Raw genomic sequence first — 14938 nt, forward strand, 5'->3', positions numbered from 1 at the left:
TGCGTAAAATAGGTGGTAAAGCTATGTAAACAACATCCGCATAAAAAAAATCGAGTGCAGTGCACTCGATTTTTATAAAAGAAATTTGTGGGCAATAAGGGGTTTGGCCATAGCGTAAAACCCTTACTTGCCAACGTTTATCGGCATATTATCCGATAGAACCTTCCATCTCAAACTTGATAAGACGGTTCATTTCTACTGCGTATTCCATTGGTAATTCTTTTGTGAATGGCTCGATGAAGCCCATTACAATCATTTCTGTCGCTTCTTCTTCAGAAATACCACGAGACATTAAGTAGAATAATTGTTCCTCTGATACTTTTGAAACTTTCGCTTCATGTTCTAAAGAAACATTATCATTTAAGATTTCGTTGTATGGAATTGTATCTGAAGTAGATTGGTTATCCATGATTAACGTATCACATTCGATGTTAGCACGTGCACCACTTGCTTTAGGGCCGAAACGCACTTGACCCATATACGTTACCTTACCACCTTGTTTAGCAATCGATTTAGAAACGATTGTTGAAGATGTGTTTGGTGCCATATGAATCATTTTCGCACCTGCGTGTTGGTGTTGCCCTTTACCTGCTAATGCGATTGATAATGTCATACCACGAGCGCCTTCACCTTTAAGGATACAAGCTGGGTATTTCATTGTTAACTTAGAACCGATGTTACCGTCGATCCATTCCATTGTACCATTTTCTTCAACAACTGTACGTTTTGTTACAAGGTTGTAAACGTTGTTTGCCCAGTTTTGAATCGTTGTATAACGGCAATATGCATCTTTACGTACAACAATTTCTACTACTGCTGAGTGTAAAGAGTTTGTAGTGTAAACAGGAGCTGTACAACCTTCAACGTAGTGTACGTGAGCGCCTTCATCTACAATAATTAACGTACGTTCGAATTGACCCATGTTTTCAGAGTTAATACGGAAGTAAGCTTGTAATGGCGTTTCCACTTTTACACCTGGTGGTACATAGATAAATGATCCACCTGACCAAACAGCTGAGTTTAGTGCAGCGAATTTATTGTCAGTGTAAGGAATCACTTTGCCCCAGTATTGTTTGAAAATATCTTCGTTTTCACGTAAAGCTGAGTCAGTATCTTTGAACACAATACCAAGGTCTTCAAGATCTTGTTTCATGTTGTGATATACAACCTCAGATTCGTACTGAGCAGATACACCTGCAAGGTATTTTTGCTCTGCTTCTGGAATACCTAATTTATCAAAAGTAGCTTTAATTTCATCAGGTACTTCATCCCAAGATTTTTGTGTAGCTTCTGATGGTTTTACGTAATACGTAATTTCATCAAAATCTAAATCTCCTAGGTCGCCACCCCATTGCGGCATTGGTTTTGTATAGAAAGTTTCAAGTGCTTTTAAGCGGTATTCAAGCATCCACTCTGGCTCTTGTTTCATATTTGAAATTTCACGGACGATTTCTTCAGTTAAACCACGTTTTGAACGGAAAATTGACACGTCCTTGTCATGGAATCCGTATTTGTAATCGCCAATATCAGGCATTTTTTTAGCCATCGTTTCTCCTCCGTTCATGCATTATTGTTATCTTGTTTCAAGCTCGGATATCTTACTTTGAGTGAAAGCACCTATAGTGACTTTCACTCAAATTTAGATATTATTGCTTTACACCTTTTTCCATCGCTTTCCAAGCTAATGTCGCACATTTAATACGTGCCGGGAATTGAGAAACACCTTGTAGTGCCTCAACATCCTCAAGGTCATATTTCTCGCTATAGTCTTCGCCCATCATCATTTTAGAGAAAATTTCAGCAAGCTCTAATGCTTCCTCAATTTTTTTCCCTTTGATAAGCTGCGTCATCATGGATGCAGAAGACATCGAAATCGAACAGCCCTCACCGTCAAACTTCGCATCCGCAACAATACCGTCAGTCACTTTTAGCGTTAAGTGAATACGGTCTCCACAAGTCGGATTGTTCATATCGATCGTTACAGCATCTTCTTCAATAGATCCTTTATTACGAGGATTTTTATAATGATCCATAATGACTGAACGATATAGTTGGTCTAAATTATTAAAAGACATCGCCAAAATACTCCTTCGCAGAACGTAACCCTGCAACTAGGCGGTCAATATCTTCCTCTGTGTTATACAGATAGAAGCTTGCACGCGCTGTCGCTACTTGTTGAAGACATTTCATTAGTGGCTGTGCGCAATGATGTCCTGCACGAACAGCAATACCGTTCATATCAAGAACCGTTGCCACATCATGTGGATGTACATCGTCTAGGTTAAACGTTACAAGTCCACAACGCTTCATTGGGTCACGTGGGCCGAAAATTTTAAGTCCGTCAATTGTTTCAAGCTGATCCATCGCGTAGCCTGCAAGTTTATGCTCATGCTCCGCAATGTTATCTAGCCCAATTTCAGTTAAGAAATCAATAGCGGCTCCTAAACCTACTGCACCTGCAATAATAGGAGTTCCACCTTCAAATTTCCACGGTAGTTCTTTCCACGTTGAATCATAAAGTCCAACAAAGTCAATCATTTCGCCACCAAATTCAATTGGCTCCATCTTTTCAAGGTGTTCCTTTTTACCATATAGTACACCTATTCCAGTTGGTCCGCACATTTTATGACCTGAGAACCCTAAGAAATCTACATCCAAATCTTGTACATCGATTTTCATATGTGGTGCTGCTTGTGCACCATCCGCTACCATTACAGCACCGTTCGCATGCGCGATTTGAGCGATTTCTTTAATAGGATTAATCGTTCCAAGGACGTTTGACGCCATTGACACCGACACAATTTTTGTTTTAGGTGTAATTGTCGCACGAACCTTTTCTAAGTTAAGTGTGCCATCCGCTTCAAGCTCAATATATTTCAGCGTTGCATTTTTTTCCTTTGCTAGTTGTTGCCAAGGAATAATATTAGAGTGGTGCTCCATGTGAGTAATGACAATTTCATCACCTTCAGCAACATTAGCACGACCATAACTTGATGCCACTGTATTTAAAGCAGTTGTAGTACCGCGAGTAAAAATAATTTCTTGTGTTGATGTAGCATTAATAAAATTACGAACCTTTTCACGTGCACCCTCATATTTGTCAGTAGCACGATTTCCTAATGTATGCACACCACGGTGTACATTAGAATTATCGAATTCATAATAATGCTTCATTGCTTCAATTACTTGAATAGGTTTTTGAGAAGTTGCTGCGCTATCAAGGTAAACAAGCTTATGACCGTTTACTTCCTGATCTAAAATTGGGAAATAGCTTTTAATGTCTTTATTCATCATTAGCGAACTTTCCTTTCAATAACCTCCGTCAGTTGCTTTTGTACGCCTTCGATTGGTAATTGCGTAACAACTGGCGCAAGGAATCCATGGATAACAAGGCGCTCTGCTTCTGCTTTCGAGATACCACGACTCATTAAGTAGTAAAGTTGTAGTGGATCCACTCGACCAACAGATGCTGCGTGTCCTGCTGTTACATCGTCTTCATCGATTAATAGAATTGGGTTTGCATCGCCACGAGCTTTTTCAGAAAGCATTAATACACGTGATTCCTGCTGTGCATCCGCTTTTGTCGCACCGTGTTCGATGTAGCCAATACCGTTAAAGATTGATTGTGCTGCATCTTTCATTACACCATGCTTTAAGATATGACCATTTGAGTTCTTACCCCAGTGACGAACTTCAGTAGTAAAGTTAAGTTTTTGTTCACCGCGACCAACAACTACTGTTTTTGTATCAGCATGAGAACCGTCACCGATTAGATGTGTAATGTTTTCAGAAATAGTATCTGAGTCATTCATTAAGCCAAGAGCCCAATCTACTTTCGCATCACGAGCTAGTCGTGCACGACGATTTACATAAGTAGTATATCCTTTCGCAAGTACATCAACCGCACCGTAAGTAACTTGTGCATTGTCTTGAACTACTACTTCTGCAATAATGTTTGCTTGACCTTTTGCTTCTTCAACTGTTGAAATATATGTTTCAACATAAGTTACAGCAGAATTTGCTTCAGCAACAACTAACACGTGGTTATATAATGAAGCTTCTGCGTTATCATTTAAGAATACTACTTGAAGCGGTTGTTCGATAATGACATTTTTAGGTACGTATACGAACACACCACCGTTAACAAGTGCCGCATGAAGTGCTGTTAATTTATGCTCATCAACTTTTACAGCTTCTGTCATAAAGTACTTTTTAACAAGGTCGCCATGTTCACGAACCGCTGTTAAAATATCTGTAAAAATAACACCTTTATCAGCTAGTTCTTGCGATGTTTTGATGAAAGCTGGTGTGTTATTGCGTTGAATATAAAGATTTTCTTGAGCCTCAAGATCAATTAAACCTTTTGCTTCTTCTGGTAATGCATCAAGTGAAGCGAATCCTTCACTGTCAACTGTGTGAGTTGGGAAATTTACGAAATCCCATTTTGTAATATTTGTTCTATCTGGTTTTGGCAAATCTAAACCAGTTACTTTGTCTAGTGCTGCCGCGCGAAGTTCTGTAAACCAAGCCGGTTCTCCATTTGCTTCTGAGAACGAGCGCACGTCCTGTACTGTTACAGGCAAGTTAAGTTCCACTGTCATGCTAGTTCGTCCTCCCTCTTATGCTTCTTGTTCTTCAGTTTCTTCTTCGATACCTAATTCTTTTTTAATCCAGTCATAGCCTTCAGCTTCTAAACGTTGTGCTAATTCTTCGCCACCTGATTTAACAACGCGACCTTGCATCATTACGTGTACATGGTCTGGTGTAATGTAGTTAAGTAGGCGTTGGTAGTGAGTGATCATTAAGCAGCCGAATCCTTCTCCACGCATTGCATTGATTCCTTTAGAAACAACTTTAAGCGCGTCAATATCAAGACCAGAGTCAATTTCATCTAAAATTGCGAAAGCTGGTTTAATCATCATTAATTGAAGAATTTCGTTACGTTTTTTCTCACCGCCAGAGAAACCTTCATTTAAATAACGTTGTGCCATATCTTCGTGCATTTCAAGGAATTCCATGTTTTTATCTAATTCACGGATAAATTTCATTAGAGAAATTTCATCGCCCTCTTCACGGCGTGCATTGATAGCTGAACGTAAGAAGTCAGCATTTGTTACACCAGCGATTTCAGAAGGATATTGCATTGCTAGGAATAAACCTGCCTGAGCACGCTCGTCCACTTCCATTTCAAGTACATTTTCGCCATCAAGTTCTACTGTACCAGAAGTTACTTCATATTTAGGGTGACCCATAATAGCAGAAGCTAGTGTTGATTTACCAGTTCCGTTTGGTCCCATGATTGCATGAATTTCATTTGTATTAATTGTAAGGTTTACGCCTTTTAAAATCTCTTTCCCGTCGATTTCAACGTGAAGATCTTTAATAACTAAAGTTGACATGAAAATACCTCCATAGTGTGTTCAGTGAATGGTGTACCATTCCTTAATTATCATCATTCTAATCTTAACTGAAAATCGTTCTCTATGCAAACCATTTCAATCACTTTCAATTTTCTCTGAAACAATCCTTAAAAATAAAGAGTTTGTAAGCATTTTCAGATTATTGCTAATCGTTATTGACAATGAGAATCAACTTACCTCATTTTCAATGAAATAATTCTAATTGAGAATCAGTTTCATCTAGCTACATAGTGAAAACCCCGCAGAAAGTGCGAATTGTAGCGGTTTTGTGACAGAAATATATAAATAACAATACCAATACTATAACCTTTTTTATTAGAATGGAATCAATTAAAGGAAAGAAATCTCGAGAGTACTAGTTCATAAAATTAAGGTTCTTCATTATAAAGTGGGTTGATTTCCGTTCCGGCTGTGGGCGTCAACCAGAACGGAAATCAACTTATATATATATGTCAAACTGTGGGTGGGCCAAAATTAATAAATGTAGATCATGCAATTTTTTTAATCTACTTTATTTTTCCCTTTGGCTGTTTTCCCCTTGAAAATATCGATTATGATTGAATATAATGCAGGTTCAGGAGGCGGACTGGAGATTTGTGTATGTATGAAGCAGTAAGTAAATTAAAGAAGCGGACCAACAAGCCTTATTCAAGACACTAGAACAAGGTCTCTATCTAGAGGAAGTAATTAATATAGAAGTACAAATATAAAAGAAGAAACGGCATAAAATATCATACTAATTCCGAAAATCATCGTCAGCTTATTAATCTCTCTCAAATCACCCGGTTCTTTTTTCATCTCTTTGTAAAATTTTGTCGCCATAAACACGCCGCCCATCAATAAAGCGGCGCAACCGATAGACGAAACAATGTCCGCTTCTAATGCTTTACCCATTTCGATGACCGATGCTGCTAAAAAGTATATAAAAGCTGCAAACAAATAAAGAGCTTTTTCCTTCCTCTCTAATTTTCTACTTTTCTTTTTCTTCACTTTATACCGATGCTTCAAACCTTCTTGCGACACATACTGTGCAACAATAGCTTCTACTTGTTTCGAACATTTTTTTTGAACTTTGACCATATAAAAACCTTCGTATTCTTCAGACGACCGCTTTAAAATATCTTTGATTCCTATTTCAAACGGAATGCTACTTTTCTCTAAGTGTTCGATAATTGCTAGGACAGCGTCTTCTGAATATCCAATCAATATTTTCTTTTTAAACAAACTAAACACCTCTTACGAAACAAGTTAAATTACGCCTAATTATACTATTCCATTCGCCTTTTACTGCAATCCAAAATATAACATACTCTTTTAAATATCTGACTCTTTCGTTTAGCAACATTCTTTGAGAAAACTGCCTTCGCCTTACTTTCTTGAGCTCCAATGAAGTTACTGTGCATCTCCCCCGCTTTCTAGCTAACATTTGTTTATTTACAATCATTTTTCATCTTAAATAGTATATAATTGAGGCATAATCAATCGTATTTTTCGATTAATAGAGGTGAAGATCTAGTGGAGTTACGTCAATTACGATATTTTGTTGAAGTTGCTGAGCGTGAACACATTTCAGAAGCTGCCGAACATCTTCATGTTGCTCAATCTGCAATAAGCCGACAAATTGCTAATTTAGAAAATGAATTAGGCACACCACTTTTTGAACGTGTCGGACGGAATGTTAAATTGACACCGATTGGAAAAATATTTCTCGAGCACACAATTACTGCTTTAAAAGCCATCGATTTTGCCGCAAAGCAAGTTGAAGAATATTTAGATCCTGCTAAAGGTACGATAAAAATTGGTTTTCCAACGAGCTTGGCTAGCTATGTATTGCCCACTGTTATTTCAGCCTTCAAGCGTGAATATCCAGATTTACAATTCCAGCTCCGTCAAGGCTCCTATCGTTTTTTAATTGATGCAGTCAAAAATCGCGAGTTAAATTTAGCTTTTTTAGGCCCGCTTCCACCGAAGGACGAATCGATTCATTCAACAATTTTATTTACTGAAAACATCGCAGCATTACTGCCAGCAAAACATCCATTAGCCAAAAAGGAAAGTATTCAGCTTGCCGATTTACGTAACGATTTATTTGTGCTATTCCCAGATGGATACATATTACATAAAGTAGCTATGGATGCCTGCCGAGCTGCCGGCTTCTCGCCAAACATCATCTCCGAGGGTGAAGACTTAGATGCACTAAAGGGTCTTGTCGCTGCAGGCATTGGGGTCAGCTTATTACCAGAAAGCTCACTGTATGATTCAGCTGCACGCTTCACAGTAAAAGTACCGATTATATCACCTACAATTCCAAGAACAGTCGGCATTATTTCACCTGTAAACCGCGAAATTGCTCCATCAGAAAAAATATTTTTAGACTTCGTTACCAATTTCTTTTCACGTCTTTCTCAATTCCAATAAAAAAATCGCCGTAGCTGGCGATTTTTTTGGGGCTTAAAGTGTTTCAATACGTCAGATTGATGGTTCTATCCATCATTTTGATGTTTCTATCCACGACTTCGGCGGTTCTATCCGTCGCTTTGACGTTCCTATCCACGACTTCGGCGGTTCTATCCGTCGCTTTGACGTTCTTATCCACGACTTCGGCGGTTCTATCCGTCGCTTTGGCGTTCCTATCCACGACTTCGGCGGTTCTATCCGTCGCTTTGACGATTCCTTCCGTCGTTCTCGCCTTTCTTTCCGTCGCTTTGATAATTCTCTCCTTCGGTTCTTTTTGGGATTCCGCTTTCTTATTTAGTAAGCTGTAATCCTTCCTTTGTATTCACTGATAATATAGAATCTTTACCTAGTCCATTAATATATTTCATAATCTGTTCTAAAATTTCTGGCGTTGTTTCATACTCTTCCAATCGATCTTCTGTAATACCGTGTAACATAATAATAACCCAAGACTTCTCAGCAACCGCCTTATCAATCCATTTTTTTACATCCTCGAATTCTATTGTATTTGTAATAGGATATGATTTTAACCAGTATGGATCATAATTATTAGGTACATTAGTTTCTCTACCTAATACACGTATACCGTCGAAATATTGCATAGCAATTTTTCTTACTTCTTCATTATAATCGGAATAAGGAATCGCAACTGTTGAAACGATACCTTTACCTAGTAAAGACTCGATTGTATTTATGCTTTCATCAAATTCATAATGAATTTCATCCACCGATTTTTTTGTTAGAAATGAGTGACTTTGTGTATGAGATGCAATTTCTAAACCTAAATCATGTGCAACCCATACTTGAGATGGTGACATATAATTCTTATCATCTGAGTACAATTTATCACCGATAATATTAAAGGTTCCTGGCATATTATATTTCGAATGAAGTGGTAGTGCTTTATCATACCAATTTCGATAACCATCGTCATAGGATAGGGTTACAAGTGCCTGTCCATGATAATTAGAATTATTTAACGGCTTGATTTTTTTAAGATCTTCGATTGCAAAATTGGTAGTAAAAATCAACTTGAAACTATTTTTTAAACGTTTTGATTTATCATTTTCAATATCAGTTTGGACACTTAAAGTATATGTCGTATAGTTTTCGTATGATTTTTCAGGCTTCACTTTGACTTTATTTTTATCAATTTCAAATGTAAACGGAAAATCATTTCCTGCCTCATCTTTTATTGTAATTGAAGAGCTAGTAATTGATTCTTTATTAATTGGCTGGTTAAATGTGATCGTCCATTCCTTATTTAAATCTGTTATTTCTTTGTGTTCTATCAAAGATTTCGCTTGCGTTATTGTAATACCATTTATGCATAAAAGCACAAATGGTATCGCTAATATAACAATAAGCTTTCTCCATTGAATCAATCTTTCTCTCTCCTTTAAAACATTATTCATATTTCTTAAATGTTTCTTTCATAACTTCATAGGATTTTTTCAAACGTTCTACAGTTTTAGGCATACTCCAATTATCCCATGTAAAACTATGCAATTGATTAAGTACACCTTTTTCAATCTCTGGCAATGAAGACACAACCTCATGCTTATCATTAAGAAATAATGCACCTATATTTATTTTATCTACAAAAACTGATGTTTCTCCGTTTTCTTTATAAAAATCCCCTATAAATTCTTTATGACTAGGATCCTTTGATTGAAGAAGTAACCAAGGAATACGTAATTCTATAGTTCCTTTATCGCTCCAATTATAATCGACAAGAGAATTATAATCCTTTGCCTTCGGATTACCATTTCCCTCTATTAATTTTCCTGTTTCATATTCTGAAAAAGGTACAGCTATATCTCGTTCCGGCAAGTATAGCTCTTTATTTAAAGCATAGTAAATCGGACTGAACGTAGTGTTCTTTTTCATAACATTTGAAGATGGAATGTCGATAAGCTTTAATTCATTTCCATATAAATAAGAATAGAAATCATAATAAGGATCGATGACCATACGTGACTCCTTATTCTTATTAAGCTCCACAACAAACTCAATGCCATTTTTGAACGTTACTCCTTTCAAATCTGATTTTGATGTTTTTCCTTGATTCGGAATAACATCTAATAGAATTTGAGTAGAAGATGTTTTATTGAGTAAATCTCCATTTAATTGGAGGTACAAGTATCTTTCATCATAATCAACACTCATTGAAGGCTTGTTTTTTTGTTGTTCATATAAGAGAGGAGCTTTCCATTCTGATATATCTCCGTCAACCTGTACCTTATGACGATCAAAGCTTAGTAAACCAAATTGTTGTTCATTTGTTTGAGCATTAGACCAATAAGGGCGTTGGTTTGGATTATCATAATCCATCGTATTCCATGTACGTTTAAACCACTCATCTTGCCAGGTAAATACTAATCCACCAAGTAAATCCTCTGCCATGATATCCTCAAAAAGATGGGTTAATATTTCACCTTGTTTCTGCTCTGATACAAATCCCTGAGTCCAGCCATACGGATTATCATGGGTTAAACCACGAGAGCCAGGGATTCCAAACTCAGCGATTAATACCGGCATACGATGTGCAGCGTGTAAGTCTGCTAAATAAGCTGCATAACTATTTTTTTCTCCACGATGATCCACATACGATAAGTATTTTTGATCGTAGTTAAAGAAATCTGGATAGTATGGATACACATGGTACGATGCAAATTGACCTGTTTGTTTCGCTAACCCTTTTGTATAAATAACATTCGGATTAACACTGGCAATATCTTCATCTGTATTTGGCTCAGATGGATGATCTAATAAATCTGTTGTAACCCAGTTTGTAAAGCTCATAGGGTGCATCCAGTCATAATTATTTTGCTCATATTGCGTAATATAATCCATTTGTTCTGCAAGCCAATATTCAAATGGAGAAGCATCTTTTGTTTCAAAATAAACACCATTATACTGTCCAATATTAGCATGCTTTTCATTTGTTCCGTTTACCATATGGGGGTACCATTCGATACCAATAACCCAACCGATTATATACTGTGAAATATCCGTATCATAATATCCAGATGCATGTCCTACTACGTGCTCTACATATTTATTACCGTGAATAACATCTACAAGGGTTTTCATTTCTGCTCGGAAATTCTCAAGCGTTGCAGGATCATAAGCATCTAAAGTTTTCTCTAAACCTTCTTCTTCAATCCACACTCCATGTAGTACATATAAAGGATTTTTTGCTTCCTCATTATATCTTTTTAAAGCTCTATAAAAGCCAGGTGGATGTAACGTATAGACTCGGATTGTATTGGCATTCATTTTACCAATCTGCTGGAACCAACGATAATATTCATCCTCCGTAATGGCCGCTTCTCCAGGGAAATAACCTGGTTTTCCCATCCCCATATTAACGCCTTTGAGGGTGATAGCTTCCCATTTTCCATCTTTTAAAATCTCAAATTTTTGATCGTTAATCCGTGTATTATAACCTAAATTATTTTTTGCTGAACTGTCAGATTTCTGCTTAACTTCTTTTTTCTCGAATTCTTTTAAAATAGACTTCATCATCGGTACATATGCTGACCAATAAAAATCATCACCTGAAAATTTTTGTAAAAATTTATAGACCGATTCCAGACCTTTCATTTTATAGAAAGATGGTACTTTATTAATATCATTAAAATCGCCAGCAAAATAATATTTTGTAGTATTTTTCTGTTCACCTGAAACAACTGCTGCGAACGAAAGAGGGACATCATGTTCATTTAATAATTTTTCACCTTCGTCAGTTAAGCTCCACTCATAATTCGCTAAAACATCTTGCTCATTCTTCGCGGTAACAATATCAAACCAGTAGTCATATCGTGGGCTCGATGAAACACCCAAGGACTCCTGCCCTACTTTAGTGAAGTTAAGATAAATACCTTCTTTATCAATATGTTTATTTAACTCTAAAACAAAAACCTCATCTCTAAAGTCATTCACTAATATGAAGCCCCCACCTTCATATTTCCAATCATCCTTAAATTTATCAACAACCCATTGTGGAATTTCATTATTTTTTCTATAATCTAATTCTTCAAAATAGCGGCCAATCCAACCAGACCAATCTATTTTCAAATAATCTAGCACTTGATTTCGCACTTCAGGAGACGTTGGTGATGCAATAGAGTTGAATTCTGCTATAAATAAACTTTTTTTTGTACTAGTTAAACGTTTCATAATAGCATCCCATTCTTGCGACTCTAATCCACCAACAATTTTCTTTGTGCGTGCCCCAAACCTTTCTTGCTTTGGGTTAAGATCATCTTCATAGACACCATACGTATCTGCTAAATAGATTGCATCATAATCTTTGTAATCCTTTGGCATTTTAGAAGTAGATACACTGTTATTTTGTTCATCTGGAATTGTGCCAAAATAATCCTTAGACTCATCATATTGACCTTCTTTATGTTCGTACTTCAAATAATTTAATAGCCAAGTTAACCCTAAATGCTCTCGATATGATTCATCCTTCACTGTTTTATCAATGATTGCAACATTCAGCTGTTTATTAGGTGACACGAACCAAAGAGCTATTGGTATCACTATAAGCAATAACACTACTATAATTCCCAAATAAATACGCTTCATATCGATTCTTGCTCCTTGCTTGAAATACCTTTACGATCCATTTTGCCCCACTCTCGTCTTCTTACTAAAAAGTTCAAAAGACCTTCACAGCGCCAAATGAGTGTAATAGGACGATACCAAAAAATTTCTGTAAAACTTAATAACATCATACGTATTAAATCTGCAACCTTGAACGTTTTATTTTTGCTCCATGCTTCAAATAACACACCCATAATTGAAAATACAACACCATAAAGTACAAATGCTAAAAGTAGTAAAATAGCTATCTCATAATAGATATCACCTAAGAAAAAAGCAAAAATAATATAAATATATCCACCAAGTTCGATAATTGGCCCAAAGCCTTCAATGAGCCAAAAATAAGGGAAGGATAATAACCCAATACCACCATATTTCGGATTTAAAGTCATTGTTTTATGATTCCATAAACTTTCTAATAATCCTTGATGCCATCTTCTTCTTTGTCGCCTTAAAACGGCCATGGTTTCTGGTGCCTCTGTCCAACAAACAGGGTTCTCTACAAATTCAATACGTTTATTTTCTTTCTTTTTACGGATATATCGGTGTAGTTTTACTACGAGCTCCATATCTTCACCAATCATACCTTTAGTATAGCCACCTGCTTCTACTACCCATTTTTTCGAAAATACACTAAATGCACCCGAAATAATTAAAACTAAGTTAAATTTACTTAGCGTAATTCGTCCTATTAAAAAAGCTCTAAAGTATTCAATAATTTGCATAGTAACTAAATAATTTTTAGACAAGTTTGTTTCTAATATGGAACCAAGGTGCATATTCATTCCATTAGCAATTTGAACATTCCCACCTGCCGCAATTACCGCACCATCAGATAAGGCAATGGGTTTCATTAAACGTAATAAAGATGTACTCTCCAGAATTGAATCTCCATCAACAGAGCAAAAATAAGGATAACTTGCAACATTAATGCCTACATTCAAAGCATCTGCCTTTCCACCATTCTCTTTCTCTACTAAAAAACAATTTGGGTGAATTTGTGATTGATAGATTTGAATAATGGGATCTGTTGGGATTTCCATCTTTATTATTTTTTCAATTTTTTTCATTTGAAAATGCTCAATAACTATTTCTTGAGTACAATCAGTAGAACCATCATTGACAATGATTATTTCAAATTCAGGATAATGTAGACTAAGTAGAGAATGAATACTATCCACAATACCTACTTCTTCATTATAGGCGGGTATAATTACAGATACTGGCTTAGAATAGAACGCATCAATATACGTATCATCCATTTCAGTTTGATCAAGCCTATATTCTTTTCGTAGCTTTAAAAGTGCAAACAAAAACATAAGCCCATACGTTACTATAACTAGTAGCATATAAATTATGATTACCCCACCAAAAAACCACATTAAATAGTCAAGTATAATCATACTGCACGCATCCTTTTTTCTAATACTTCATTAGCCATATCAATTGCATATTGGTCATTTGTTGTTGTAATGAATTCTTTTAATCTTTGATAACCTCGTGGATCTTCAATTATCGTGCTTGCTGCTTGTGATCGTACCCACCAATTACTATCCTGTAACAATTTTTCTAAATGCTCGGCAGTAAATGTTAAAGGTGCATATTTAAATATTTTTGCGACCATTAATCTTTCTTCCCATATAGACGAATTGACAAATGGAATATACGTTTCTATATCTCGGATAACCCCAATTCTTTCAAGTCCCTTAAGAGTACGAATGCGAATTTCAGTATCTTCACTTACTAATAAATCTTCAAGTCCCTCTATAACATCCATACTACCTTTTGCTGCAATTGTATCAATCAACGCATATTGTGCTGCTTGTTGTAAATTCTCCATTTTTTCCATAAGTCGTTGAAGCATTTCTACTTCTAAATACGAAAATAACTTTTTATATTCACTTTCTGAAAAAGAATAATTACATAGCAATATTTCTTGTATAAATTTTTCTTTTTCAAGAATAGAATATATTTTTAATAGCTGAAATACTTCTATAGAACGGTTGTAATTAATTGATACTTCGCAAGTACTAATAAGCTCTTTTATATGGAAATCAGCAATGCGGTACATTACATTCATTTTCTTACTCCAATTTCTGGATTTCAGCTCATTTTGGTAATATTCCTTTAAATTCATCTGTGCAAAAGTATAGATTTTTTGTTGGATAATCGGATTGGATATATTTCTTAAATACGATAAAAATATATGTTCTACCGCTAATATTTGAATTTTACTTTTAGGAATTTGCGTATCAGTAAATTGGCCGTCCTGTAGAATGTACTCCTGCCAAAGTATTTTTGTTTTTTGAATATACTTTTCTATCTCATGCTTTTTTCTCTCTTCATACCTTCTCTGATAGATTAAATAAATCATAGCTATACCACAAAATAGTAAGAGAATAACAATAATATATAGTAATAATTGAATAGATAATTCAATCATA

12 protein-coding genes are annotated in these 14938 nt (G+C 35.9%); 2 read left to right on the forward strand and 10 right to left on the reverse strand.

The features are described from left to right. Positions 1–148: 148 nt before the first annotated feature. The 6 genes from sufB to ABH966_RS10510 form a co-directional block, all read right to left on the reverse strand. Entirely contained in the window at positions 149–1546 is a 1398-nt protein-coding gene (gene sufB, locus ABH966_RS10485) for a Fe-S cluster assembly protein SufB (protein WP_031417705.1), read from the reverse strand. Positions 1547–1646: 100 nt separating this feature from the next. After that, on the reverse strand, positions 1647–2075 hold the full coding sequence (sufU, locus tag ABH966_RS10490) for a Fe-S cluster assembly sulfur transfer protein SufU (RefSeq protein WP_370078118.1): 429 nt from the start codon (positions 2073–2075) through the stop codon (positions 1647–1649). After that, on the reverse strand, positions 2065–3294 hold the full coding sequence (locus ABH966_RS10495) for a cysteine desulfurase (protein WP_100544504.1): 1230 nt from the start codon (positions 3292–3294) through the stop codon (positions 2065–2067). Before ABH966_RS10495 ends, sufU begins: the two co-directional genes overlap by 11 nt. Beyond that, positions 3294–4601, reverse strand: a complete 1308-nt coding sequence (sufD, locus tag ABH966_RS10500) for a Fe-S cluster assembly protein SufD (RefSeq protein WP_370078120.1) — start codon at positions 4599–4601, stop codon at positions 3294–3296. Before sufD ends, ABH966_RS10495 begins: the two co-directional genes overlap by 1 nt. Positions 4602–4619: 18 nt before the next feature. Next, positions 4620–5399, reverse strand: coding sequence for a Fe-S cluster assembly ATPase SufC (gene sufC / locus ABH966_RS10505; protein ID WP_370078122.1), 780 nt, complete (start codon positions 5397–5399; stop codon positions 4620–4622). Between the two features lie 708 nt (positions 5400–6107). Continuing rightward, positions 6108–6644: a hypothetical protein gene (locus ABH966_RS10510; RefSeq protein WP_370078124.1), complete on the reverse strand. Its 537-nt coding sequence runs from the start codon at positions 6642–6644 to the stop codon at positions 6108–6110. Between the two features lie 291 nt (positions 6645–6935). On the opposite strand from ABH966_RS10510, the gene gltC reads away from it, so the two are divergent. Together gltC and ABH966_RS10520 are read left to right on the forward strand one after the other, a co-directional pair. Beyond that, positions 6936–7838, forward strand: a complete 903-nt coding sequence (gene gltC, locus ABH966_RS10515; RefSeq protein ID WP_370078126.1) for a glutamate biosynthesis transcriptional regulator GltC — start codon at positions 6936–6938, stop codon at positions 7836–7838. 38 nt (positions 7839–7876) lie between these two features. Then, positions 7877–8185: a hypothetical protein gene (locus ABH966_RS10520; protein WP_370078128.1), complete on the forward strand. Its 309-nt coding sequence runs from the start codon at positions 7877–7879 to the stop codon at positions 8183–8185. Here ABH966_RS10520 and ABH966_RS10525 read toward each other — a convergent pair. From ABH966_RS10525 to ABH966_RS10540, 4 genes are read right to left on the reverse strand one after another with little or no spacing between them, the layout of a single operon-like run. Beyond that, positions 8168–9262: a polysaccharide deacetylase family protein gene (locus tag ABH966_RS10525; RefSeq protein WP_370078130.1), complete on the reverse strand. Its 1095-nt coding sequence runs from the start codon at positions 9260–9262 to the stop codon at positions 8168–8170. The genes ABH966_RS10520 and ABH966_RS10525 overlap by 18 nt on opposite strands. 22 nt (positions 9263–9284) lie before the next feature. Beyond that, the gene (locus ABH966_RS10530) at positions 9285–12476 is read right to left on the reverse strand and encodes a hypothetical protein (RefSeq protein WP_370078132.1); all 3192 of its coding nucleotides are present in this window, start codon (positions 12474–12476) and stop codon (positions 9285–9287) included. Next, positions 12473–13897 carry a glycosyltransferase family 2 protein gene (locus ABH966_RS10535; RefSeq protein ID WP_370078134.1) on the reverse strand — a complete coding sequence of 475 codons (1425 nt, stop codon included), beginning with the start codon at positions 13895–13897 and terminating at the stop codon, positions 12473–12475. The genes ABH966_RS10530 and ABH966_RS10535 overlap by 4 nt, the downstream gene beginning before the upstream one ends. Next, positions 13894–14937 (reverse strand): HEAT repeat domain-containing protein, encoded by a 1044-nt coding sequence (locus ABH966_RS10540; RefSeq protein ID WP_370078136.1) that lies wholly within the window; start codon positions 14935–14937, stop codon positions 13894–13896. Before ABH966_RS10540 ends, ABH966_RS10535 begins: the two co-directional genes overlap by 4 nt. Between the last annotated feature and the right edge of the window lies 1 nt (position 14938).

Source organism: Lysinibacillus sp. RC46, assembly GCF_041262385.1.
In the GTDB taxonomy this organism is placed as follows: Bacteria; Bacillota; Bacilli; order Bacillales_A; family Planococcaceae; genus Lysinibacillus.